Below are 21,485 nucleotides of genomic sequence, written 5' to 3' on the forward strand. Positions count from 1 at the left end.
CGTTTAGGAAGCCTGGAGTTGTGGAACGAAAGAAGCAACTCACATTCAAATTCATATTCTTACATCCGATTTAGGAGGCCATTTCATGTTAAGATCTTTGTACTCAGGCGTTTCAGGTATGCGTGGTTTTCAAACAAAGTTAGACGTTATTGGTAATAATATCGCTAACGTTAATACCATCGGATTTAAAGGTAGCCGAGTTATGTTTAAAGACATTCTTAGCCAGACGGTCGCTGGCGTTAGTGCGCCAGACGAAAACCGAGGCGGCGTTAATGCCCAGCAAGTTGGTTTGGGTGTAAGTTTGGCTGCTATCGATACTGTGCACACAGCTGGTAGTGCAATGACGACTAACGTTGTAACTGATCTACGTGTGAATGGCGATGGGTTCTTCGCAGTAGGAACTCTCGATCAAGTTGATGCTCCATTTTTGACAAGAGCTGGTAACTTCACAGTGGATCCGACTCGGAATCTGGTAAATGCTGAAGGGCTTCATGTTATGGGCGCTGATAATGCAGGCCCCATCGTAATTCCAGATGATATCGTCTCTTTCTCGATTTCACAAAATGGTGACATTATTGGCGTAAATGCAGATGGTGAAACGGTTAATACCGGGCAAAAGGTTGGCGTTGTTAAAGTAGTTAATCCAGCTGGTCTTGAAAAAATCGGTGGTAACTTGTATCAAATGACCGCAAACGCTAATCCTGAGCCTGAGATTGTAGTTGGCGCCCCTGGTGATCCAGAAACGGGAACGGGAACACTTGTTTCAGGACAACTAGAAATGTCGAATGTCGACTTAACTGGTGAATTCACAGAAATGATTATTGCACAACGTGGTTTCCAAGCGAACTCCAGAATTATCACAACTTCAGATCAAATCCTGCAAGAGGTTGTAAATCTGAAACAGTAATAAGCAATTGAATGAATGATGGGGGAGCACAGCTCCCCTTACCCTGATTCAGGAGGAGAATTATGATTTCTCTCACTCGTTTGAATGGCAAAACGCTTATCTTAAATGCCATACTAATTGAGCTTATCGAAGAAACTCCGGATACGATGATTACATTGACAACAGGCAAGAAAATCACAGTTCTCGAAAAGGCAGAGGTTGTGGTAAGCTTAGTGCGGACCTACATGCAAGAAATTGGTTCCGTCCGAGCGACAATACAGTCCAGGGATACGGAGGGTTCATAAGTGTTTAAGAACAAAATATTTATACTCATTGTTTCCATCCTTATTGCGATCACACTAATTCTTACTGCAGCTTTCGTGTTGTGGAACTTTATGGAGAAAAACAATGAATCCACAGATCCTGCTGTGAAAGCTCAGGATGCTGTAGCAAGTGTGAAACCGACGAAAGCACCTTCAGCGGAAACGGTTAAAGCGAATACTTCAATTATTAAAGACATTTTAACTAACTTATCAGGCAGCCAGAATTTCATTAAGATAAGTTTCGCTTTTGAAATGGAAAATGCTAAAGCCAAAGCTGAATTCGATAGTTTGCTCGATTCTGCTGTTAAGGGGACGATTGTCCAGATTCTTGGTGACATGACCAAGGAGCAAATTGAAGGAAGCAAAGGTTCTGATAGTTTAACTTCTACAATAATGAACAAACTAAACCCATTATTGCATGAAGGTAAAATCAAACAAATTTGGATAACTGATAAAGTGCTGCAGTAACTCATAAATGATTTTGCTTAAAGGAGGTGACTCGAATGGTTGATGTTTTATCGCAAAATGAGATCGATGCCTTACTGGCTGCGTTGTCCTCTGGGGAAATGGATGCAGATGAACTTAAGAAGGAGGATACTCAGAAGAAGGTAAGGGCATATGATTTTAAGAGAGCAGTGCGTTTCTCAAAGGATCATATTCGTAGCTTAACTCGGATTCATGAAAATTTCGCGCGTTTCCTAACGACATATTTCTCAGCGCAACTGCGTACTTTCGTGCAAATCAGTGTAGTCCAGGTTGAACAATTGCCCTATGATGAGTTTATTCGTTCGATCCCGAAAATGACCATTTTGAACATCTTTGAAGCAGAGCCTTTAGAGGGTCGAATGGTACTTGAGGTACATCCCAATGTTGCCTTTGCTATGTTGGATCGATTATTAGGCGGAGCAGGAACGACGCCAACCAAAATTAACGCATTAACCGAGATTGAAACGATTGTTATGGAGCGTATTTTTAGTCGAGCATTTGATAGTTTGCAAGAAGCATGGAAGACCGTTATCGATATTCAACCACGTTTAGAGGCACTAGAGACGAATCCGCAGTTTATGCAAATTGTTTCTCCCAATGAAACGATTGCATTAATATCGCTGAGTACCAAAATCGGGGACACAACTGGAATGATCAACTTATGTATTCCTCATGTTGTTATTGAACCTATCATGCCTCGGCTTTCTGTCCATCACTGGTTTGTTTCCCAGAAGAAAACGAGAGCACCTGAAGAAGTGGAAGCACTTCAATCCCGCTTGGAGAAAACCAAGCTACCTCTCATTGCAGAATTGGGAACGTCTGAAATTTCAATCCGTGATTTCTTAGGGTTAACGATAGGCGATGTAATCCCGCTGCATAAATCCGTCGAAGATTCGCTTCAAGTCAAAGTGGGCGAGAAGCTGAAATATCTCGGAAGCCCTGGTACCGTAAAAGGGAAGATGGCTGTACAAATTACAGAAATCGTGAATGAAGGAGAAGAAGAATATGATGAATAACAGAGATTATTTGTCGCAGGAAGAGATCGACGCTTTGTTGAGACAATCATCTGAAGAAAGTTCTGTCTCTTCATTTCATGGGCCTCCGCAAGTAGAAGATTTTTTATCCCCATTAGAGCAGGATGCACTTGGGGAAATTGGTAATATTACATTCGGTAGCGCAGCGACAGCGTTATCGACGCTATTGGGTAAGAAGGTAGATATAACAACTCCTAAGGTGTCTGTTATTGGCAAAGAAGAATTGGAAGAACAATTCCCAAGGCCTCATGTTGCCGTTCATGTCAATTATGTTGATGGATTCGATGGTATTAACTTACTTGTCATCCAATCCAAAGATGCTCAAGTTATTGCTGATTTAATGATGGGCGGAGACGGTACCGGCGGTGATGAAAATCTTAGTGAAATTCATATCAGCGCGGTGCAAGAAGCCATGAATCAGATGATGGGTTCATCAGCTACATCCATGTCAACTATCTTTAATCGATTTGTCAATATCTCTCCCCCAGGAATCGACATATTAAATTTGTCGAAAGGAGAAGGAAAACTGCCTGACGAGGACGTATTTATAAAGATATCGTTCCGACTTACCATTGGTGATCTTATTGACTCCAATATTATGCAGTTATTACCTGTTCCTTTCGCCAAAGAAATGGTATCGATCTTAATGGGTGGTGGTGATACTGAATCAGCAATGGAAGCTGCACCGGCGGCGCAAGCATCTCCTGTGGTAGCTCCACCAGTTCAAGAAGCTCCTAATTCGCAACCTGCACCAGTGTATGAGCAACCTGTTTACCAACAACCGATGTATGAGCAACCGATGTATCAGCAGCCTCCAATGGGTCAGCCGATGTATCCACCACAACAACCGATGTATCCACCCCAGCAGCCGATGTACCAACAACAGCCTCCAGCTGCGTTTGGTGGGATGCCAAATCGTAATGTGAATGTACAACCGGTTCAGTTCGGTAATTTACAATCAGGCTCGTACGCGCAAGCCGATGATACAAACCTGAATTTACTTCTCGACATACCACTTAAGGTTACCGTAGAATTGGGCAGAACGAACAAGGTAATTAAAGACATCTTAGAACTGTCTCAGGGGTCCATTATTGAATTGGACAAGCTGGCTGGTGAACCGGTAGACATCTTGGTGAATAATAAGTTGATTGCCAAAGGTGAAGTTGTCGTTATCGATGAGAATTTTGGGGTTCGTGTAACTGACATTGTTAATCAATGGGAACGAATTCAAAAATTACAATAATTTAATTTTAGGGGGATATTTTCAATGGCTAACCGTATTCTAATTGTGGATGATGCAGCTTTTATGAGAATGATGATTCGTGATATTTTATCTAAAAATGGGTACGAAGTATGTGGCGAGGCGAATGATGGAGCACAAGCTATTGAAAAATATAAAGAGTTGAAACCAGATCTAATCACGATGGATATTACGATGCCTGAAATGGACGGTATTCAAGCATTAAAAGAAATTAAAAAAATTGAACCTAATGCGAAAGTAATTATGTGTTCTGCGATGGGCCAACAAGCCATGGTTATTGATGCCATTCAAGCAGGCGCGAAAGACTTCATCGTTAAACCATTCCAAGCTGACCGTGTTATCGAAGCTATCAAAAAGACTCTAGGTTAAACCGTCCTGATTCGGTTGAGTCTTACATAAACCGAAAGGGTTGTTCTTATGAAAAGACTTCAATCGAATAAAACATACTTAACTATTTTCAGTACGATGGCCATGCTTTACACAAATAAAGTCGTAAATGCCGAAACGGATTCTACTACTACCGATCCAATCTCCGACTATCCAGGTTCCCTGGGTTCAGGGGATTCCTTGCTTATGGTTGTTAAGGTGATTGCAGTTCTTGCATTTATCATTATTCTTTTTTATGCGTTGATGAGATATGTGGCAAAGAAAAACAAAGGCTCATTGTTTGGGAACTCGATTCGTTCTTTAGGTGGAGTTCCCCTGGGTCAAAACAAATCTATACAGATTGTAGAGATTGGGCATTCGCTCTTCGTAGTGGGCGTTGGTGAGAATATTCAACTATTGGATAAAATCATTGACGCTGATGAAGTGGCCTATATCACTGAACTCTTACACTCATCACAGGATGATCGAATGGGGTTTGGCACACTGAGTAAGTGGATCAACAAGCTTCCTCGAAAAAAGAACGATATTGAAGAGGAAGTAGAGATTACTTCTTCGTTTCAACAAGTTTTTCATGACAAATTAAAGCGTGTAACAGATCGAAATAAGCATGTAGAAGAATGGTTGTCTGATCAAAAACAAACAGATCGGTTGAATGAAGAATGAAAAGAAATAAATTCATTGGCATACTGCTACTCATCGTGATATCTATGTTCCTACTGTCATTAACCGCTTCTGCTGCCGAAACGGATGTAACGAATCCGATTCCAGGATTGAATGTTAATATTGGGACAAGCACGGCAACGGGGGGATCTTCGAACACCGTAACTCTCCTTTTGTTGCTAACGGTATTAAGTTTAGCTCCATCATTTCTTATATTAATGACGAGTTTCACGCGAATCGTTATTGTTTTGGGTTTTGTTCGAACGTCATTAGGAACTCAACAAATGCCACCTAATCAGGTTTTAATCGGACTCGCTCTGTTTTTAACCTTTTTTATTATGTCTCCAACTTTAGGGGAAGTTAATCAAACAGCACTTCAACCTTACTTAAAAGGTGAAATCAATCAGACGCAGGCTTTTCAGACGGCAGCATTGCCTATGAAGAAATTTATGTTTAAGCATACGCGGCAGAAGGATTTGAAACTGTTTCTTGACTATTCCAAAGCTAAAGCACCTACAGGTGTTGAAGATATACCGCTTACCTCACTAGTACCTGCCTATGCCATAAGTGAATTAAAATCAGCTTTCCAAATGGGATTCATGATATTTATTCCATTCTTGGTTATAGATATGGTTGTCTCTAGTACGTTAATGGCAATGGGGATGATGATGCTCCCGCCCGTGATGATTTCACTTCCATTCAAAATCCTTCTTTTTATTCTTGTAGATGGTTGGTATCTTGTGGTGAGATCGTTACTCTTAAGCTACGGTTAATAACCAAGATATCGGAGGGAATCTAGATGGGTTCGGAATTTGTAATACGTATTGCAGGCGAGGCCGTATATACCGTTCTTAAAGCTAGTGCGCCAATGCTGCTAATTGGATTAATCGTCGGTTTAGCCATTAGTATTTTTCAAGCAACGACACAGATTCAAGAGCAAACGCTTGCCTTTGTTCCCAAAATCGTTGCTGTATTGTTTTCAATCCTTATCTTCGGATCATGGATAATGAATACTTTAGTTGATTTCACCTTTAATCTACTCAACAATCTTTACAAATTCGTTGGTTAGGTTGTGAGTGAAATGCCAACATTTATTCAAGCAATTCCTATTTTTCTGCTTATTTTTTGTCGAATTACATCATTTTTTGTCGTGGTTCCCATTCTATCTTCGAGAAATATACCAATGGTATTCAAGGTGGGACTATCCATTTTTATATCATTGATTATTTATGCGACGCTGGGGATGGATAAGTCCATGCCAATTGATGGTGTTTACTTGCTGTTAATTATTCGTGAAATGCTGATTGGGATCATATTAGGTTTTATCGCTTATCTATTTTTCACCGTTGTTCAAACTGCGGGTTCATTCATGGATATGCAGATTGGATTTAGTATGGCAAGCGTGATTGATCCTTTGACAGGCGCATCAACACCAATGCTTGGTAATTTAAAGTATATGATTGCTGTGTTGTTGTTTCTGTCTTTTGACGGTCATCATTATTTGCTAAGAGCGATCATTGATAGTTACAAATGGGTGCCAATCGATAACGCATTATTCAGTCGCATCTATGAGGGACAAATTTCGGACTTTCTATTTAAATCGCTATCCAAAATGTTTTATCTGTCATTCCAACTCGCTGCTCCCATCGTAGCTGCCTTATTTCTAACAGATTTAGGTTTAGGCTTGCTGACAAGGGTAGCACCGCAATTCAATATTTTTGTTATCGGTGCACCACTTAAAATGATACTTGGATTTTTTCTCCTTGTTATTATCTTCCCAGAGTTAGTTTCACAATTTCAGCAATTGTTCGGAACGATGTTTGATTATATGGAGCAAATGTTGCATATCATGAGCGGTTCACCGCTGACAACACCTAAGTAGGAGGAGCGCCGTGTCCCAACAACTTCGTTTACATCTTGATTTACAATGGTTTGCTGGGGAAAAAACGGAGCCTGCTACTGCTAAGAAAAGACAGGATGCCAGAAAAAAGGGTCAAGTTGCAAAAAGTATGGACTTGCCCGCGGCTTCCATTTTACTTTTTTCTTTCGTGGCTTTTCTAATGTTCGGTTCTTTTATGAAAGGTAGGATCATTCATATCTTTCGGAACGTCTACGAGAATCAACTACGTATGGATTTAACTGTAGGCAATATACAGGTTTTATTTACTGATTTAACGGTTCAAGGTTTGATTATTTTGACTCCAATCTTTTTGTTGGTCGTTATCATTGCTTTTATTACGAACTATGCGCAAATAGGTTTTATGTTTATCGGTGAACCCTTGTTGATGAAGTTCGATAAGATCAATCCAATTAGTGGTTTTAAACGTATTTTTTCGTTGCGAACCGTCATGGACTTTCTTAAGTCGACTTTGAAAATGTTAATCATCGGTTATGCGGTATACACAACATTAATGGGGCAAAAAGCAAAGCTGTTGGGTTTAGGACATGCACCGCTCGAGAATACATTTTCCTTTGTTGCGTCGGTTACGCTAGGCTTAGGGGTTAAAATTGGCGCTATTCTAATCGTACTAGCTGTTTTTGATTTTATTTATCAAAAGTATGAACATGAGAAAAGTCTCAAAATGTCCAAACAAGATATTAAGGATGAATATAAGAAAAGTGAGGGCGATCCCCTCATTAAAGGTAAAATTCGTGCCAAACAACGGCAAATGGCCATGCAGCGTATGATGCAGGAAGTTCCAAAAGCTGATGTCATTATTACAAATCCAACTCACTTTGCAGTTGCTTTGAAATATGATGCGTCCAATATGCAGGCTCCTACAGTAATAGCAAAAGGGGCAGATTATGTCGCACTCAAAATTAAAGAAGTCGCCAAACAGAATGGCGTCATGACAATGGAAAATAAGCCGCTTGCTCGAGCGATTTTTGCACAGGTGGAAATTGGGGATGCCATTCCAGCAGATCTATTCCAAGCTGTTGCAGAAGTACTAGCGTATGTATATAAGATGAAGGGTAAGACGAATTAATGTAGAGGGAGGTGCAATCTGATGAAAATTAAGGATTTAGTTGTTCTAGTCGGTATTATTGGCATCGTGTTGATGATGATTGTACCGATTCCGATCCCTTTGCTGGACTTTTTATTAATTATTAATATTTCCATAGCACTAATGATTATCTTGGTTGCTATGAATACGCAAGAAGCACTCCAGTTCTCGATTTTCCCATCTTTGCTATTGATCACGACACTTTTTCGATTAGCGTTGAACGTATCAACTACTCGTAATATTTTGGCGCATGCGGAAGCAGGCGACGTGGTCAGAACTTTTGGTTCATTTGTTGCTCAGGGCAATATCGTCGTGGGATTCGTTGTGTTTCTCATTCTTGTTCTAGTTCAATTCATAGTTATTACCAAAGGTTCTGAGCGCGTGGCCGAGGTAGCAGCAAGGTTTACATTGGATGCTATGCCCGGAAAGCAAATGAGTATTGATGCCGATTTGAATGCTGGATTGATTAATGAGGTTCAAGCGAGAGAAAGACGTCAAAAAATTGAACGTGAGGCAGATTTTTATGGTGCTATGGACGGTGCTAGTAAATTTGTCAAAGGTGATGCGATCGCCGGGATTATTATCCTCGTTATCAATTTAATTGGTGGATTTATTATTGGAATGTCAATGAAGGGGATGGATTTTGCTGAAGCATTGCAAACATTCTCGATTCTGACAATCGGGGATGGATTGGTCAGTCAGATTCCAGCTCTATTAATTTCTACTGCCGCGGGTATCATCGTAACGCGAGCATCGTCTGAAGGAAATCTAGGACACGATGTAACGAAACAATTAACAGCTCAACCTAAGTTACTGTACATTGTTGCAGGTACATTAGTCGTCCTTGGTACTTTTACACCAATCCATTGGTTTACGACATATCCGATTGCTGCGTTATTGGTGTACGCCGCATTTAAAATGCAAAAGAATTTGGAAAAAGAAGCGATTAAAGAAGAACAATTGGTTGAGGAACAGCAGATTGAAGAAGTTCGCAGTCCTGAAAGTGTCATTTCCTTGTTACAAGTTGATCCGATTGAGTTTGAGTTTGGTTATGGATTAATCCCTCTTGCAGATACACAGCAGGGTGGCGATTTGTTAGATCGGATTATTTTAATACGCCGTCAATGTGCGTTGGAACTTGGTGTTGTAGTTCCCGTCATTCGGATTCGCGATAATATCCAATTAAGACCAAATGAGTATATCATCAAAATTAAAGGCAATACGGTTGCACGCGGCGAACTCCTTTTAAATCACTATCTAGCTATGAGTCCAGGTTTCGATGATGATTCCATATCAGGGATTGAAACAACAGAACCAGCATTCGGATTGCCTGCAATCTGGATAGATGAAGCTAACAAAGAGAGAGCGGAACTGTCCGGTTATACGGTCGTAGATCCTCCTTCTGTAGTCGCAACGCATTTAACAGAAATTATTAAGAAACACATTCATGAGCTATTGGGACGTCAGGAAACGAAGGCACTTATCGAGAATGTAAGGGAATCCTATCCTGCTCTTGTTGATGATTTAATTCCTTCCGTACTTGCAATCGGAGATATTCAGAAAGTTTTATCTAAGCTTCTCCGTGAGAAAATATCTGTTCGTGATCTGGTCACCATCTTAGAAACACTTGCAGATTATGGTACGTATACGAAAGACCCTGAGATCCTAACCGAGTATGTGAGACAGTCATTATCACGACAAATTACACAGCAGTTCACTTCGCATGGGGATTCGCTCAAAGTTATTACAGTTGGACCATCGGTAGAGAAGAAAATTGCAGATTCTGTCCAACAATCAGATCAAGGTAGTTATTTGGCTTTAGATCCTTCATCATCACAAATTATTTATCATCGTGTAACGGAACAAGTTACGAAATTGATTCAATCAGGCCAACAACCGGTCATTTTAACATCACCAACAATTCGGATGTATGTGAGACAGCTTTTAGAACGGACATTACAAGATATACCCGTACTTTCGTATAGTGAATTAGAGCCTAGCGTTGAAATCCAAAGCATGGGGGTAGTCAATTTATGAGAGTAAAAAGATATGTTGTTGATTCCATGCCAGATGCTTTGCAAAAAATTCGTACGGATCTCGGCAAGGATGCAGTAATTCTGAATACGAAAGAAATTCGAACCGGTGGATTTCTTGGCATGTTTGGAAAGAAAAAGATAGAAGTTATTGCTGCAATTGATGCCACTAATGCGAAACCTGCACCTGCTCCGCAACGAGTAGCAACGCAGCCGCCACCACAACCTAAGTTGAATAGTCAGGTAGCACAAATTAAAACGAGTTATCAATCTGATTTCCCAGATGTTCCTGATGTATTAGCTCCAGTAGCACTGAAGAGTGAATCCGTAGGAGTAACAGCCGCTCCTCAACAAGTGAAGGTTATGCATCCAGCGGCGCATCAAGCCTATTCACCTAATTCTGTGCAGTCAACTGCCAAGGTGGCTGTAAAAGATGAGCAGGTGATGGACGAGCTTAAGCAAATGAAAGAAATGATGAAGAAGCTTACTCAAGCGACAGATGGAGATAAACTTCCTGAACCATTACAGAAGCTTGAACAGAGACTCTATGACCAAGAAGTGAATCCATCGCTTGTGAGACAGATCATGGATGAGGTTGTGGCTGATTTTCAACTTGCAGATGAACCTGTTACAGAAGAGGCGGCTCATCAACTTGTTCGTTCGAAATTAGGCGAGATTTTCCAAACAGATCATAGCAAGCATATTTCAAATCAAACACGTGTTGTTCATTTCGTTGGACCCACTGGTGTTGGCAAAACGACCACGATCGCGAAGTTAGCCGCGGAGCAAGTATTGAAATACCATCGTAAGGTTGGATTCATTACCTCTGACACTTATCGGATTGCAGCCATTGAACAGCTCAAAACATATGCAACTATTTTGAATGTACCGCTTGAAGTTGTCTTTTCACCGCAGGATTTGACAAAAGCCTTTCAAAATCTCGCTCAATGCGACATTATTTTCATGGATACGGCCGGACGTAATTTCCGAAATGAAATGTATGTTTCAGAACTGAATTCTCTTTTGAAAACGCAGGGGAATAGTGAAACCATACTTGTTTTAAGCTTAACAACGAAGTATCGAGATCTGAGAGCCATTACGAACAATTTCAGTAAGTTCAAATTAGATAAAGTTCTCTTTACCAAAATGGATGAGACGGATTCTTACGGTGCCATTCTCAATGTTGTTCATGAGTTTTCTCTAAAGCTTTCTTATGTGACAACTGGGCAAAGCGTGCCTGATGACATTGCGGAAATGAACGAGTGGCAAATCATTGATTTGTTATTGGAGGAGCCTAGAACATGAAGGATCAAGCAGAAGGGTTGCGGAATCTGGTTCAGACGCAAGGTGATAAAGGCACAAGAACAACCAGGATTATTACCGTAACCAGTGGAAAAGGTGGTGTAGGTAAATCCAATTTTACACTAAACTTCGCTTTATCCCTGCAATCATTGGGTTACAAGGTGCTCGTATTCGATGCAGATATTGGGCTCGCGAACATTGACGTACTGATGGGTGTCTCTTCAACGTATAGTCTTTATCACCTCTTAAAGAAAGATAAGACGATATGGGAAATCATCCAAAAAGGATCGAATGATTTAGAGTTCATTGCAGGTGGGTCCGGTTTTAATGATCTACTCCGATTAACCGAAGAAGAATTAGATTATTTTGCTGAACAAGTCATGCAACTGAACGGTTATGTGGATTTTATTATTTTCGATACAGGTGCTGGCCTCTCCAAAGAAACGCTCAAATTCATACTTGCGGCAGAAGAGGCGATTGTGGTTACGACGCCTGAGCCAACATCGATTACAGATGCGTACGCCATTATCAAAATGGTGAATTCAATGGGTCATGACGTATCATTTAAACTCGTAATTAATCGTGTAACAGATGCACGGGAAGGCAAACAAACTGCTGATAAAATTTCTTTAGTAGCTCAACAATTTTTGAATATTCAAATTCCTACCTTAGGGTTTGTTGATGATGATCCTGTTGTTTCTAAAGCAGTTAAACGGCAAATTCCGTTCTCTATTGCATTTCCATATTCAACGGCAACGAAGAGTATCAAAACGCTTACTGACAATTACATTAAGGGGTATCGCGTGATTGAAAAACCTTCAACCGGTGTCAAGAGTTTTTTAAATAAAATGTTGAAACTTTTGAAATAGGAATTTTGAAAAACGTGTCGAATAAGCACATAGAGGAGGGAAGCAGCTTGGCAATATATAACATTCTTGTCGTAGATGACTCCGTCTTTATGCGAAAAATAGTAAGTGATTTAATTTCTGAGAATCCGCAATTTAAAGTCATTGGTACTGCAAAGAATGGTCAAGAAGCAATTGAACAAGTTAAGCTGCTTCGACCGGATGCTGTAACAATGGACATCGAAATGCCTGTTATGAATGGCTTGGATGCGCTTAAGCACATTATGGAAGAGCAGCCTACTCCCGTTATCATGCTGAGTTCATTAACGCAAGAGGGTGCTTCTGAGACGATTAGAGCATTGGAACTCGGGGCCGTAGACTTTATTCGAAAGCCATCGGGTTCCATCTCACTGGACTTGTATAAAGTAAAGTTGTTGCTGCATGAGAAGTTGCAAATGGCTGTACGATCGAAAATGAATGTCACCCAGCCTGCAAGCGCACAATCGCCAGTAAAGGTTAATCCGTTGTCTTTGAGATCCAAGATGCTGAAAGACAATTTGAAACAATCAGATTCAGTTGCTCAGACGATCCCAAGTACAACACATTTTACTCATGTAGTTGCGATAGGAACATCAACTGGTGGACCAAGAGCATTACATCAAGTTATCTCCAATATTCCTGCAGGATTTCCAGCTCCCATTCTAATTGTTCAACATATGCCGCCAAATTTCACCAAATCACTAGCTCAGCGTTTGAATGATATATCTCAAATTCGAGTTGTTGAAGCTGCTGATGGTGAAGTTCTTCAAACAGCAACTGCTTATGTGGCTCCAGGTGGATGGCATATGGTTATCCACAAAGATGGAAACCGATCTTACAAGATTAAATTAACAAAAGATGAACCTGTTTCAGGTCATCGTCCCTCAGTAGATGTGATGTTTGAGTCCTTACTTAGTATGAGTGAGCTAAAACGACATGTCGTTTTGATGACTGGTATGGGAAGTGATGGAGCCAAAGGGATGCTTGCTTTGAAACAATCGGGGGCTACAACAACTATTGCCGAAGCGGAAGAAACTTGCGTCGTATACGGAATGCCAAGAGCCGCTGTAGAAAATCAAGCTGCAATGTATGTGCTACCTCAGCAGGAAATTGCAGTTCGTTTATCAAGGTGTGTACAGAATGAAGTGAACTGAAGCAAACATTGGGTACTGGATGATTCTATTGGAGGTGTGTGGTAGTGGAACTTAGTCAATATTTATCGATGTTTATCGATGAATCAAAAGAGCATTTGCAATCATTGAATGAAAATCTTCTTAATTTAGAAAGTAATCCGAAAGATATAAGCATTGTACATAACATTTTTCGTTCAGCTCATACGTTAAAAGGGATGTCTGCAACAATGGGGTTCGAAGACATTGCAGCACTTACGCATGAGATGGAAAATGTGCTTGACCTTGTTCGTAATAGCAAGATCGATATGGATCCTTACATATTTGATTGTATTTTCAAAAGTCTGGATTCTTTGGAATCCATGGTTGAAGATATTATTCAAGGTGGAACAGGTAAAGCAGACGTAAGTCCAATTGTTACCTCACTAAGGTCTATCGTGACAGGTGATTACAAAAAAGCCCCAGCAGCTGCAACTGCAGTAGCCGTAAAAGAACCTGCTAAAGGCATAGAAGTGGATGAGTTTCAATACTCGATTCTACAACAGTCAATTGATTCAGGCTTTATCGTTTTCTACATCGAAGTCAGCGTGAATGAAAACTGTGTCTTAAAAGCTGCACGTGCTTATATGGTGTTCGATGCCATGGAAAGAATGGGCGAAATTATTAAATCAACACCTTCCGTACAAGAGATCGAGCAAGAGAAATTTGATCGCTCATTTTCGTTGTACTTTATCTCCCAAGTTGATCAAGCAACGCTTGAGAAAGAAATTTTAAATGTTTCTGAAATTGCTTCTGCAGTTATTATAACCGTAGATACAGAATCTCTTGCAGAATTATCACGTCCGGTCACAGAAGTTGAAGCAGCTCGTCAAGAAATTGCAGCAGCTGTTGCTGCTACAGTTCCAAGCCATGAAGTAGCTGCACCTAAAGTTTCAGAATCAGCTGCAAATGCAGGTACTGCTAAACCGGCTGCAGGTGGTGCACCTGTTGCTAGCCGTACGATTCGTGTCGATATTGAACGTTTAGATACCTTGATGAATCTATTTAGTGAACTACTGATAGATCGTGTTCGTCTAGAGCAATTAGCGAGTGAAGTGAAACGAAATGATTTAACTGAAACTGTCGAACATATGTCCCGTGTCAGCAGTGACTTGCAAAATATCGTCTTAAAACTGCGCATGGTTCCAGTAGATTCGGTGTTCAACCGATTCCCAAGGATGATTAGAGATCTTGCTAAATCCCTTGATAAAAAAGTGGATCTTGTGATTACAGGTGCTGATACTGAGCTAGATCGAACTGTCATTGATGAAATCGGTGATCCACTCGTCCATTTATTACGTAATGCTGTTGACCACGGTATTGAATCGATCAGTGATCGTATAGCAGTAGGTAAACCAGAACAAGGTACGATCCAACTTCGTGCGTTCCATAGTGGAAATCATGTTTTTATTGAAATTGAAGAAGATGGTAAAGGGATTTACAGAGATAGAGTTTTGAAAACTGCTTTGAAGAATGGTCTGGTTACGGCAGAGCAGGCAGCTAAATTAACCGACCATGAAGTGTATAACTTACTCTTTGCATCAGGATTCAGTACAGCTGAGAAGATTTCTGATATTTCTGGGCGTGGCGTAGGCTTAGATGTCGTGAAAACAAAAATTCAGATGCTTGGCGGACATGTACAAGTGGATTCTAAGCCGGGCTTTGGAAGTAAGTTTTCCGTACAGCTGCCACTAACACTCTCCATTATCTCGGCAATGTTAGTACGCTTAGGCAGTGAGAAATATGCAATTCCGTTATCCTCAATTGTTGAAACTTCTGCAATTCAGAAGTCGCAAATTCGTAATATTCAAGGTAGTAAAATGATCGATTATCGCAAAACGGTTATTCCATTGCTATCTTTGAGCACATTATTCCAAGTACCTGATTTTAATGAGGATTTGGAAGAAGAAACAGAAATCGTTGTTGTTCGTAAAGGCGATAAACAAGTAGCTCTTATGGTGGACGAATTTATTGGTCAACAAGAAATCGTTTTAAAAACACTGGGCAAATATTTAACAGGTATTTTCGCAATATCTGGAGCAACCATTCTTGGTGATGGACAAGTTGCTTTGATCATTGATCCTAATGCATTGATTAAATAAACCATATTCGATTAAAGCTGATGCTTTCGAAGTCAGTTTTCTGACGAAAACTTTGAGGAGGATATGAACAATGGGAGAAGAAAAGAAAGTAATTGTCTTCGCACTTGGATCGGAAGAGTATGGTGTTGAAGTAGAAAAAGTTAGAACGATTGAAAGAATGCAACCCATGACACGTGTACCTAAAGCGCCAGAATTTATTAAAGGTGTAATTAATTTGCGTGGTATTGTAATTCCAATTATCGATCTACGTGCTAGATTTGGACTTGAAGAGGTAGCAAGTACGGACGCAACTCGTATCATTATTGTTTCAGCTGCTGAATTTGAAGTAGGATTGATTGTTGATTCGGCGAATGACGTTATTGATGTCGATACAGATAACATTAATACACCTCCAGAAGTGGTTGGTGGCATTAAAGCGAAATATTTAGATGGCATCGCGCGTGTAGGCGAGAGTCGACTACTGGTACTCTTAAACCTAGAACAAGTTTTGAATCGTAGTGAAATTCAACAGCTTGAAAGATTTGAGGAATAGCTTGTGGACGTTTTTAGCCAATTAGAAGATTTCCAATTAGATGTGCTTAAGGAAGTAGGTAATATTGGCGCAGGGCATGCAGCGACTGCGCTTTCTACCTTACTGGATAAGCCGATTGATATGTTGGTTCCAAAAGTAAGAATGCTGCCTTTCGAAGAAATTTGTGAAAGTGTCGGTGGGGCTGAGACAGTCGTATTAGCCATCTTCTTACGTGTTGAGGGGGATGCCCCGGGAAATATGTTTTTCATTCTTGATTTGGATGCTGCCAAAAATATGCTACATGACTTAGTTGGTTTATCCATTGCAGATCATGAAGAGTATTCGGAGTTAGAACTATCGGCTCTTAATGAAATTGGAAACATACTTGCCGGTTCTTATTTGTCCTCACTTGCTGATTTTACGAATTTAAATATGCAGCCGACGGTTCCAGCGCTGGCGATCGACATGGCTGGTGCAATTCTAAGCTATGGTTTATTGCAATTTGGTCAAATGGGAGACCAGGCTCTTCTCATTGATACTAAATTTTTGGAAGGGGAGAATGAAGTGCAAGGACACTTTTTCTTAATCCCTGATCCGGAATCGTTTGGTAAAATCTTTTCGGCATTAGGGGTAGTCTCTCCATGACGCTAGAAAACTTAATTAAAGTAGGAATGGCTGACTTGAATGTTGCTCATCAAATTGGTGTTTTGAAGACAACAGGATTAGGTTCATGTGTAGGGGTTACTCTATATGACAGCCGATCAAAAGTAGCAGGTATGGCTCACGTCATGCTGCCTTCATCTGAGATTGCACGAGAAGGTTCATTGAACATAGCTAAGTACGCAGATACGGCTATTCCAGAGCTTATAGCGAGAATGGAGAAGCTAGGCGCCAATATTAGTAAGCTTGAAGCTAAGCTTGCTGGTGGTGCTCAAATGTTTGCATTTGCCGGAAATAATGATACGATGAGAATCGGACCGAGGAATGTAGAATCTTGTAAAGAAATGTTGAATCGTTACAAGATTCCAATTTTGGCAGAGGATACAGGAGCTAATTATGGCCGCACGATTGAGTTCTTTAGTGCGACAGGGATTCTCCAGATCCGTAGTGTTCAATTGGGAGTAAAGGAAATTTAATGATGATTGGAACTATACGAATAAATCTTATCGTAGCTCTGTTAGCTGGAATTTTCACATTTGCATTGTCGATAGGTAACAATTTGTTTTTGTCCTCCTGCATCAAAGCAGGATACAGCTTTCTTATTTTATTTGTTGTCACATTTGGATTTAGATGGGTCTTAGGTTTATTGATTGGTCCTGTTTCTTCACTTGAGGTTACTTCACTCGAGACCCCCTCAGCCGCGGTTGGTCAAAACTTAGATTTAAGCACTCCTGATGAGGATGAAGAAACACGCCAATTAATGAGATCGAATCACGCGAATCAGGCAAAAGATGCACATTCCAATGATATGCAATTTTCACCATTGAATCCACCTAAGCTAGTCACCAAGAATAATTTGGACCCTGAACAACTGGCGGGTGCCTTGAGGCGAATGTCTGAAGATTAAGGATGGTGTATCATTAATCATGATTGATCAAAAGCAAGTTCAGCTTGCAAATATTGATTTGTGGAAACAATGGAAAGAGCATGGTATTATTGCAGCTAGACAAGCGCTGATTGAGAACTATTTGCCCTTAGTGGAATATGTCTCAGGAAGGTTAGCCATTGGTCTTCCTAAAAGTGTTTCCAAAGATGATTTGTCAAGTTTCGGTGTAATGGGATTAATTGATGCCATTGAGAAGTTCGATTATGCCAGAGGATTACAATTTGAAACGTATGCTTCCTGGAGAATACGGGGCTCAATCATTGATGGCTTACGTCAAGGCGATTGGGTTCCAAGGTCTGTTAGAGAAAAAGCTAAAAAAGTAGAAGACGCGTATCAAAAGCTTGAACAACAGTATCTTCGATCCGTTACGGATTCGGAGATAAGCACATTTTTACAAATTAGCGAACAAGATTTTCAACAAATGTTACAGGATATTTCTGTTACAACGATTTGTTCGATTGATGATCCTATACGAGAAGAAGAATCGGAGACAAGATTATCGCTCATTGTGGATGAGAAAGCCAAGAACCCCGAGTCCCAAGTTAATGAGTTTTATTTGAAAGAATCATTGGCCAAAGCAATAGATCGCTTGACTGAAAAAGAACGAACTGTTGTTTCGCTTTTTTATTTCGAAGAGTTATCCTTAAGTGAAATTGCTGAAGTTATGTGTTTATCACCATCTCGCATTTCACAATTGCATTCCAAAGCAATCTTAAGACTTAAAGGTGTACTAGGTCGATTTAAAAATCAACTTTTTCAAGATAATTAAACTCAATCTGAAAGTATGGAAAGGTGGTATGTCCGTGAGTGAAGGAAACATGCCTTTGGATTTCTTCATTGATATTACTGTATCGGATGATAAGTTATCAGCTCATCTGCTCATCAGTAATACGGATGATTCCTTTAAAGTCTCGGTTGGTCAATTGTTAGACTTAGTTCAAAAGAATCGTATTATTCATGGAGTGAATCAAGTAGTACTAGCAGAAATTGCAGCAAACCCAAAATCGTTTTCAAATAAAAAGACACTAATTGCAACGGGAACGAATCAGATTGATGGTCAAAATGGGTATATAAAATTACTCTTTGACTTCGATGACAATGAAAAAAAACCCTTGGAGCTAGAAGACGGCCGGGTCAATTATAAAGAAGTCGTATCCATTCATAATGTTCGAAAAGGTCAATTGATTGGTCAAAGGTTTATAGCTACAGCAGGCACACCTGGTCGTGCAGTTACTGGTGAAGCACTTTTCCCAAAATCAGGCAAGGAAGCTAGGTTCAAAGTCGGTAAAAATGTTGTAACCGATGCGGAGCAGTTGGGGTTATACGCAACGATTGATGGCATGGTAGTCCGAACGGATCGAGATAAAATAAATGTATTCCCTGTTTACGAGATTAATGGGGATGTCGATTATAACATAGGTAACATTGACTTTATCGGAACAGTTGTTGTTCGAGGAAATGTTTTGCCTGGATTTAAAATTCGTGCAGCTGGAGACATTCGTGTTATCGGTGGGGTTGAAGCCGCGGAGCTAGAAGCAGAAGGCTCGGTTGAAATTTCGGCTGGTATCGTTGGTCAAAATAAAGCTTTGATTAAAGCTGGTAAGAATGTAAAGAGTTCATTCATCCAAGATGCTACGATTGAAGTTTCTGGTGAGTTAATTGTCTCGCAAAGTATTATGCACTCCACGGTAAGGGCGGGGAAAAGTGTTAACTGCGTTGGAGCAAAAGGTTTGATCGTAGGCGGGACTATTCAAGCTGGAGAACGTGTGACCGCTAGAACAATTGGGAATTCAATGTCAACAGCAACGATTATTGAAGTTGGCGTTCTACCGGAATTGCGGAATGAAATGATTCATCTTCGTAATCATCTTAAGTCTTTGTATGACAATATGGAAAAGACGAATAAAGCGCTTACTTTACTTGATCAATTAGCTGCTGCTGGTCAACTCAGCCCTGATAAACTTGCCATGCGTATCAAACTTAATAATACGAAAAAGCAATCTCTTGATGAGCAAGTGTCGATTAAGGATCGGATTCTAGACATTGAGAAATCCCTTGAGGATTCTGAGAATGCAAAGGTTCAGGTAATTTCGACGATATATGGGGGTACCAAAATTGTCATTGGTCGTTACACAAAATTTATTAAAGATCCAACGAACCGAATGACATTTCGATTAAATGAAGGCGACATTGTCATGAGTGCAAATGTGTAAAGTGTGGGAGGGAGTAGACGATGAGTTTTAAAGCCATCGATTTACAATTCGCTGTACACAAGAATGATGAGGCTGGTATTAAGCAGAATCAATTGATGCAAAAGCCGCGGCAAGATGGAACGATACTAGAGAATCAAGCTGTTCAAACGACAGAACGTGATCGAGGACGAGCTGCTAAACTCGAAGAGACTGGACACGCTGATATCTTGGATCGTCGTGATCAGAAAAAAACGCAAATAGGTAAAAGTAAGAAAAGAGTGCAAGCAAATAATCTTTCTACGGAGCCGGATCACCAACCGAACCATCCTTATAAAGGTCATCATATTGACTTCTCTCTCTAACTTGCCATAGGAAAAGGTGAACTTTATGGTTATGCAGCCGGTGCTATATGTCATTCTTCTCGGTCTTGTGATGATTGTTTATGCAAGATTTATTCCGAAGGACCAAACGACGGCTTCATCCGCAAATGCTACAGTTGTGCAAGAAATCGAAGATACAATAGAACATTTCGCGGCTGAGATGGATGAACAAAATCAAGCCATGCTTGATCTATTTTCAAAGACAAAGCAAGATTATGAAGTGGAGCTAGCTAAATTAGCCGGACGTTTGGAAACTTTGGAGAAACAGAAGCACGAACTGTCCAAAGAACTTACGACTCTTCACGTGACGCAGCAACAAGCTCTTTCACCCGCTGAAATGCTTAGTGCGCTAAACGGACCTAATCATGGGATTTCTGCACCTGTACAAGTAATCGAGGATACTCCGGAGCCTCCTCCTGAGGAGCCACTGTATGCTGGATTAAGTATGAAGAGCAGATATGTAGAATTGTTTACCTTGCATGATCAAGGGAAGAGCGTGGAGGCAATTGCCAAAAAGCTAAGCATGAATAAAGGCGAGGTCAGTTTGATCCTTCAGCTTTCAAGACAGGAGGAACGGACTCGTGTTTAAAAATAGAGCTTTAATTACTGGTATTGGGGCAGGTATTATTGTTGGCGCTTTGCTTCTTCAAGTGATGCTGATTCGTCCTAGCAGTCCAAGTACGTCAGGAATATCTTTGGAGGAGATGGATCCTCAAAAACTGAAGGATGAAGCCTCTAAATACTATTTAGTGCTTGAAAAGAACGTGAAAATGTATACCCAAGCGGAATTAGATGCAGCCATCCAGAAGAGATTAAAAGAAGAATCTGATAAGTTGGCAGCAGCGCAACCTCAAGACCAGCCTAAATCATCACCTCCTCCTGTAGCTTCATCTAAGATTGTCATTTATGTTCAGCCAAACTTAGACGCTACGGCAGTAGCAGAGTTACTGTACCAGGCTAGTGTAATTTCGGATCGTAAGGCATTTGTTACTGAACTAAACAAACAAGGTGGTAATTACAAAATACAAGTCGGATACCATGAGTTTGAAGGTAAATTGGACATGGCAACAATTGTTACTAATCTTATTACAGCACAATAGATACGAGGCAAAAGGATCTTTATATAGAGATCTTTTTTTGTTTGTTTATACATAAACGTTCCAATTCAAGGGAAGAATGACTTTCAGGATTAAAGGTTGCACCTTGTTTTCAGTTGTGGTATATTTATTCACGGTGTTAAAAACTCACGCCCGTCAATTTGCAT

General features: G+C 40.4%; 25 protein-coding genes. All 25 read left to right on the forward strand.

Annotation, left to right across the window (positions count from 1 at the left end; genetic code table 11):
* The first annotated feature begins 85 nt into the window (after positions 1-85).
* Positions 86-907, forward strand: coding sequence for a flagellar basal body rod protein FlgG (flgG, locus tag AC58PV_RS11070; protein ID WP_497432301.1), 822 nt, complete (start codon positions 86-88; stop codon positions 905-907).
* A gap of 62 nt (positions 908-969) precedes the next feature.
* Positions 970-1,191, forward strand: coding sequence for a flagellar FlbD family protein (locus AC58PV_RS11075; protein ID WP_497432302.1), 222 nt, complete (start codon positions 970-972; stop codon positions 1,189-1,191).
* The gene (locus AC58PV_RS11080) at positions 1,192-1,677 is read left to right on the forward strand and encodes a flagellar basal body-associated FliL family protein (RefSeq protein ID WP_497432303.1); all 486 of its coding nucleotides are present in this window, start codon (positions 1,192-1,194) and stop codon (positions 1,675-1,677) included.
* Between the two features lie 35 nt (positions 1,678-1,712).
* A complete protein-coding gene (gene fliM, locus AC58PV_RS11085; RefSeq protein ID WP_497432304.1) occupies positions 1,713-2,711 on the forward strand; it encodes a flagellar motor switch protein FliM in 999 nt (332 codons plus the stop codon).
* Positions 2,704-3,972 (forward strand): flagellar motor switch phosphatase FliY, encoded by a 1,269-nt coding sequence (gene fliY, locus AC58PV_RS11090; RefSeq protein WP_497432523.1) that lies wholly within the window; start codon positions 2,704-2,706, stop codon positions 3,970-3,972. The genes fliM and fliY overlap by 8 nt, the downstream gene beginning before the upstream one ends.
* Positions 3,973-3,996: 24 nt before the next feature.
* Complete coding sequence (locus AC58PV_RS11095; RefSeq protein WP_028558282.1) at positions 3,997-4,359, forward strand: response regulator; 363 nt, start codon at positions 3,997-3,999, stop codon at positions 4,357-4,359.
* Between the two features lie 48 nt (positions 4,360-4,407).
* Entirely contained in the window at positions 4,408-5,040 is a 633-nt protein-coding gene (locus AC58PV_RS11100; RefSeq protein WP_497432305.1) for a flagellar biosynthetic protein FliO, read from the forward strand.
* Positions 5,037-5,810 (forward strand): flagellar type III secretion system pore protein FliP, encoded by a 774-nt coding sequence (gene fliP / locus AC58PV_RS11105; protein WP_497432306.1) that lies wholly within the window; start codon positions 5,037-5,039, stop codon positions 5,808-5,810. Before AC58PV_RS11100 ends, fliP begins: the two co-directional genes overlap by 4 nt.
* Before the next feature lie 26 nt (positions 5,811-5,836).
* Positions 5,837-6,106, forward strand: a complete 270-nt coding sequence (fliQ, locus tag AC58PV_RS11110; protein WP_057315691.1) for a flagellar biosynthesis protein FliQ — start codon at positions 5,837-5,839, stop codon at positions 6,104-6,106.
* Between the two features lie 12 nt (positions 6,107-6,118).
* Positions 6,119-6,919 (forward strand): flagellar biosynthetic protein FliR, encoded by an 801-nt coding sequence (gene fliR / locus AC58PV_RS11115; protein ID WP_497432307.1) that lies wholly within the window; start codon positions 6,119-6,121, stop codon positions 6,917-6,919.
* Positions 6,920-6,929: 10 nt separating this feature from the next.
* A complete protein-coding gene (gene flhB, locus AC58PV_RS11120; RefSeq protein WP_497432308.1) occupies positions 6,930-8,024 on the forward strand; it encodes a flagellar biosynthesis protein FlhB in 1,095 nt (364 codons plus the stop codon).
* A gap of 21 nt (positions 8,025-8,045) precedes the next feature.
* The gene (gene flhA / locus AC58PV_RS11125) at positions 8,046-10,079 is read left to right on the forward strand and encodes a flagellar biosynthesis protein FlhA (protein ID WP_497432309.1); all 2,034 of its coding nucleotides are present in this window, start codon (positions 8,046-8,048) and stop codon (positions 10,077-10,079) included.
* The gene (flhF, locus tag AC58PV_RS11130) at positions 10,076-11,380 is read left to right on the forward strand and encodes a flagellar biosynthesis GTPase FlhF (protein ID WP_497432310.1); all 1,305 of its coding nucleotides are present in this window, start codon (positions 10,076-10,078) and stop codon (positions 11,378-11,380) included. The genes flhA and flhF overlap by 4 nt, the downstream gene beginning before the upstream one ends.
* Complete coding sequence (locus AC58PV_RS11135) at positions 11,377-12,246, forward strand: MinD/ParA family protein (protein WP_068662562.1); 870 nt, start codon at positions 11,377-11,379, stop codon at positions 12,244-12,246. Before flhF ends, AC58PV_RS11135 begins: the two co-directional genes overlap by 4 nt.
* Positions 12,247-12,293: 47 nt before the next feature.
* Positions 12,294-13,415: a protein-glutamate methylesterase/protein-glutamine glutaminase gene (locus AC58PV_RS11140; RefSeq protein ID WP_497432311.1), complete on the forward strand. Its 1,122-nt coding sequence runs from the start codon at positions 12,294-12,296 to the stop codon at positions 13,413-13,415.
* A gap of 44 nt (positions 13,416-13,459) precedes the next feature.
* Positions 13,460-15,532, forward strand: coding sequence for a chemotaxis protein CheW (locus tag AC58PV_RS11145; protein WP_497432312.1), 2,073 nt, complete (start codon positions 13,460-13,462; stop codon positions 15,530-15,532).
* 70 nt (positions 15,533-15,602) lie between these two features.
* A complete protein-coding gene (locus tag AC58PV_RS11150; RefSeq protein ID WP_057315684.1) occupies positions 15,603-16,064 on the forward strand; it encodes a chemotaxis protein CheW in 462 nt (153 codons plus the stop codon).
* A 3-nt stretch (positions 16,065-16,067) separates the two neighbouring features.
* Positions 16,068-16,688 carry a chemotaxis protein CheC gene (locus tag AC58PV_RS11155; protein ID WP_497432313.1) on the forward strand — a complete coding sequence of 207 codons (621 nt, stop codon included), beginning with the start codon at positions 16,068-16,070 and terminating at the stop codon, positions 16,686-16,688.
* Positions 16,685-17,179, forward strand: coding sequence for a chemotaxis protein CheD (locus AC58PV_RS11160; RefSeq protein WP_068662558.1), 495 nt, complete (start codon positions 16,685-16,687; stop codon positions 17,177-17,179). Before AC58PV_RS11155 ends, AC58PV_RS11160 begins: the two co-directional genes overlap by 4 nt.
* Entirely contained in the window at positions 17,179-17,610 is a 432-nt protein-coding gene (locus AC58PV_RS11165; protein ID WP_497432314.1) for a hypothetical protein, read from the forward strand. Before AC58PV_RS11160 ends, AC58PV_RS11165 begins: the two co-directional genes overlap by 1 nt.
* 19 nt (positions 17,611-17,629) lie before the next feature.
* Positions 17,630-18,418, forward strand: a complete 789-nt coding sequence (locus tag AC58PV_RS11170) for a FliA/WhiG family RNA polymerase sigma factor (RefSeq protein WP_497432315.1) — start codon at positions 17,630-17,632, stop codon at positions 18,416-18,418.
* A 28-nt stretch (positions 18,419-18,446) separates the two neighbouring features.
* On the forward strand, positions 18,447-19,862 hold the full coding sequence (locus AC58PV_RS11175; RefSeq protein WP_497432316.1) for a flagellar assembly protein A: 1,416 nt from the start codon (positions 18,447-18,449) through the stop codon (positions 19,860-19,862).
* Between the two features lie 20 nt (positions 19,863-19,882).
* Positions 19,883-20,203, forward strand: a complete 321-nt coding sequence (locus AC58PV_RS11180; protein WP_497432317.1) for a hypothetical protein — start codon at positions 19,883-19,885, stop codon at positions 20,201-20,203.
* Positions 20,204-20,234: 31 nt separating this feature from the next.
* The gene (locus AC58PV_RS11185; RefSeq protein WP_497432318.1) at positions 20,235-20,810 is read left to right on the forward strand and encodes a hypothetical protein; all 576 of its coding nucleotides are present in this window, start codon (positions 20,235-20,237) and stop codon (positions 20,808-20,810) included.
* A complete protein-coding gene (locus AC58PV_RS11190; RefSeq protein WP_497432319.1) occupies positions 20,803-21,321 on the forward strand; it encodes a hypothetical protein in 519 nt (172 codons plus the stop codon). Before AC58PV_RS11185 ends, AC58PV_RS11190 begins: the two co-directional genes overlap by 8 nt.
* Positions 21,322-21,485 lie beyond the last annotated feature (164 nt).

It is taken from the genome of Paenibacillus sp. J22FR83, assembly GCF_059691955.1.

Bases quoted from the DNA above. Each gene is read 5' to 3' on its own strand.
- flgG (WP_497432301.1), top strand. From the start codon at position 86: ATGTTAAGATCTTTGTACTCAGGCGTTTCAGGTATGCGTGGTTTTCAA.
- AC58PV_RS11075 (WP_497432302.1), top strand. From the start codon at position 970: ATGATTTCTCTCACTCGTTTGAATGGCAAAACGCTTATCTTAAATGCC.
- fliM (WP_497432304.1), top strand. From the start codon at position 1,713: ATGGTTGATGTTTTATCGCAAAATGAGATCGATGCCTTACTGGCTGCG.
- fliY (WP_497432523.1), top strand. From the start codon at position 2,704: ATGAATAACAGAGATTATTTGTCGCAGGAAGAGATCGACGCTTTGTTG.
- AC58PV_RS11095 (WP_028558282.1), top strand. From the start codon at position 3,997: ATGGCTAACCGTATTCTAATTGTGGATGATGCAGCTTTTATGAGAATG.
- AC58PV_RS11100 (WP_497432305.1), top strand. From the start codon at position 4,408: ATGAAAAGACTTCAATCGAATAAAACATACTTAACTATTTTCAGTACG.
- fliP (WP_497432306.1), top strand. From the start codon at position 5,037: ATGAAAAGAAATAAATTCATTGGCATACTGCTACTCATCGTGATATCT.
- fliQ (WP_057315691.1), top strand. From the start codon at position 5,837: ATGGGTTCGGAATTTGTAATACGTATTGCAGGCGAGGCCGTATATACC.
- fliR (WP_497432307.1), top strand. From the start codon at position 6,119: ATGCCAACATTTATTCAAGCAATTCCTATTTTTCTGCTTATTTTTTGT.
- flhA (WP_497432309.1), top strand. From the start codon at position 8,046: ATGAAAATTAAGGATTTAGTTGTTCTAGTCGGTATTATTGGCATCGTG.
- flhF (WP_497432310.1), top strand. From the start codon at position 10,076: ATGAGAGTAAAAAGATATGTTGTTGATTCCATGCCAGATGCTTTGCAA.
- AC58PV_RS11135 (WP_068662562.1), top strand. From the start codon at position 11,377: ATGAAGGATCAAGCAGAAGGGTTGCGGAATCTGGTTCAGACGCAAGGT.
- AC58PV_RS11150 (WP_057315684.1), top strand. From the start codon at position 15,603: ATGGGAGAAGAAAAGAAAGTAATTGTCTTCGCACTTGGATCGGAAGAG.
- AC58PV_RS11160 (WP_068662558.1), top strand. From the start codon at position 16,685: ATGACGCTAGAAAACTTAATTAAAGTAGGAATGGCTGACTTGAATGTT.
- AC58PV_RS11165 (WP_497432314.1), top strand. From the start codon at position 17,179: ATGATGATTGGAACTATACGAATAAATCTTATCGTAGCTCTGTTAGCT.
- AC58PV_RS11170 (WP_497432315.1), top strand. From the start codon at position 17,630: ATGATTGATCAAAAGCAAGTTCAGCTTGCAAATATTGATTTGTGGAAA.
- AC58PV_RS11175 (WP_497432316.1), top strand. From the start codon at position 18,447: ATGTCCGTGAGTGAAGGAAACATGCCTTTGGATTTCTTCATTGATATT.
- AC58PV_RS11180 (WP_497432317.1), top strand. From the start codon at position 19,883: ATGAGTTTTAAAGCCATCGATTTACAATTCGCTGTACACAAGAATGAT.
- AC58PV_RS11185 (WP_497432318.1), top strand. From the start codon at position 20,235: ATGCAGCCGGTGCTATATGTCATTCTTCTCGGTCTTGTGATGATTGTT.